This window comes from Actinoallomurus acaciae (genome assembly GCF_042429965.1).
Taxonomy (GTDB): domain Bacteria; phylum Actinomycetota; class Actinomycetes; order Streptosporangiales; family Streptosporangiaceae; genus Actinoallomurus; species Actinoallomurus acaciae.
In genome coordinates, this window is record NZ_JBHLZP010000859.1 from 1 (window position 1) to 2,256 (window position 2,256).

The 2,256-nt window shown below is 74.3% G+C and carries 2 protein-coding genes; one reads left to right on the forward strand and one right to left on the reverse strand.

The window, feature by feature from the left end; all coding sequences use genetic code 11:
- On the reverse strand, nucleotides 1-1,832 hold a 1,832-nt coding region (locus ACFFNX_RS48130), incomplete at its 3' end, for an HAD-IA family hydrolase (RefSeq protein ID WP_378213136.1).
- 54 nt (nucleotides 1,833-1,886) lie between these two features.
- On the opposite strand from ACFFNX_RS48130, the gene ACFFNX_RS48135 reads away from it, so the two are divergent.
- Nucleotides 1,887-2,256 (forward strand): MarR family transcriptional regulator (locus ACFFNX_RS48135; protein WP_378213137.1); only part of this gene is annotated, 370 nt, incomplete at its 3' end.

Genomic DNA, 2,256 nt, shown 5'->3' on the forward strand with positions numbered 1-2,256 from the left:
GGCCGCCACGGCATCGGGGTGCGTACGACGTCGCGGCTCTCGCCCGGCTCGGCGGCGCCCAGCGGATCCGCGCCGCGCCCGGCCGGCACGTGGCCGTCGCCCAGGCCGAGCTCCTCACCCTGGTAGAGCCAGAACGTCCCCGGCAGAAGCGCCATCAGCACGTGCAGCGCCAGCGACCGGCGCCGGCCCGGCTCACCGCCGCCGAACCGGGTCACCGCCCGGGACCGGTCGTGGTTGCCCTGCACCCACGAGAGACGAGACGACGCCGTCGCCGCGGCCTCGATCATGGTGTCGATCCGCTCGGCGTCCCAGCCGGTCTCCACCAGGCCGAACCAGAACGACGAGTGGAGCCGTTCCCCCTCGACGAAGCGCGCCAGCGCGTGCGGTTCGAGCTCGTACACCTCGCCGACGAGAAAGGCGTCGTGCCGGTCGGCGACCCGCCGCCAGCGCTCGTGGACGGCGTGCACGTCCGGCTGATGGATGTCGTGGCGATGGTCCTGGCGGCGCCAGTCCATCGTCACTCCTCGCGCGGGCAGGACCCGGCCCGGGGGGAGCGACGGGTTGTCCCGCAGGTCCGCGTCCTTGACCAGGTACGCGGCGGTGTCGATCCGGAACCCGTCGAGCCCGCGGCCGAGCCAGTACTCCAGGACCGCGTCGACCTCCGCCGTGAGCGCGGGGTCGCGCCAGTTCAGGTCGGGCTGCTCCGGACGGAACAGGTGGAGGTAGTACTGGCCGGTCGCCGGGCTGAGGGTCCACGCGGGACCGCCGAAGTGGGAGAGCCAGTTGTTGGGCGGCCCGCCGTCCGGCGCCGGGTCCCGCCAGATGTAGTGGTCGCGGTACGGGCCGGTCCGGGAGGAGGCGGCCGCGGCGAACCAGGGATGGGCGTCGCTGGTGTGGTTGACGACCAGGTCGCCGATCACCCGCATGCCCCGGCGGTGTGCCTGGGCGAGCAGTTCGTCCAGGGCGGCCTCGCCGCCGAACGACGGGTCCACGGCGCGGTAGTCGGCGACGTCGTAGCCGTGGTCGCGCATCGGCGAGCGGAAGAAGGGGGTCAGCCACAGAACGTCGACGCCCAGCCGGGTCAGGTGGTCCAGGTGCGAGCACACCCCGGCCAGGTCGCCCCAGCCGTCGCCGTCGGCGTCGGCGAACGAGGGCAGATAGACCTGGTATCCGACGGCGTCGCGCCACCACGGCCGTACGCGTGAGCGCTCCAGCAGGGAGGCGAGCCGGCCGAGATCCGGCAGGCGGAGGTCGCCGTCGAGCCCCCGCAGGGCCGCGGTGGGCATCCCGGCGGCTCGCCCGGCGGCGAGCCCCGGCGGCGAGTCCTCGACCACGAGGCAGGCGGACGGCGCGACGCCCAGCAGGGCCGCGGCCCGCAGGTACCCCTCAGGATCGGGCTTGGCCGCCCGTACGTCGTCGAGCGTGACCAGCACCGGCGGGTCGATGCCGGCCGCGTGGAGCCGTTGCTTGGCCAGCCGGTCATCGGAGGTCGTCACCACCGCCCAGGCGAGCCCCATCCGGTCCAGCGTCGCGAGCAGGTCGCGTGCGCCGACGGCCGCCGTGACATCGGAGGCGTCGTCGTACTCCAGTTCGTACTGGCGCCGTGCCGCGGCCTTCAGCGCCTCCTCGCCGAGTCCGGGCAGCAGGCTCCGGGCGGTGCGGGTCGCCGGGTGGCCGTGCGCCGCCGTGAGCACCGTCTCGACGTCCAGGCCGTACTCGCCGGCCCAGGTCGACCAGGCACGCTCGACGGTGCCGTCGGAGTCGACCAGAGTGCCGTCCATGTCCAAGAGCACGCCCTCGACTCTCGCGAGGTCCAGCCGTCCCTGTCCCACAGCGCCTCCCGGTAATAAACTCGTGTGGCGAGCATAAAGGAGGGAGTGGCGTCGATGGCAAGCCCCGCGAACCGATCGGGCTCGGTCCGTGCCCGCGACACCCGCTGGCGCGGCGCGCTCGCCGTACTGGAGGAGATGCGGCGCGAACCGGGGGTGACCCGCGCCGCGGTGGCGCGCCGGCTCGGCCTGACGACCGGATCGGCCACCGAGATCACCGCCCGCCTGCGCGACCTCGCGCTGCTCGCCGAGACACAGGCGGCGACGTCCGGGAGGGGCCGTCCGACGACGGTGCTCGGCCCGCACCCGGAGGGCCCGCTGGTCATCGCGGTCGACATCCGGCAGGAGGACTGGCGGTGCGCGGTCGCGGCACTCGACGGCGCACCGGACGTCGTCGAGGCGCAGACACATGCGGACCGCGACCCGG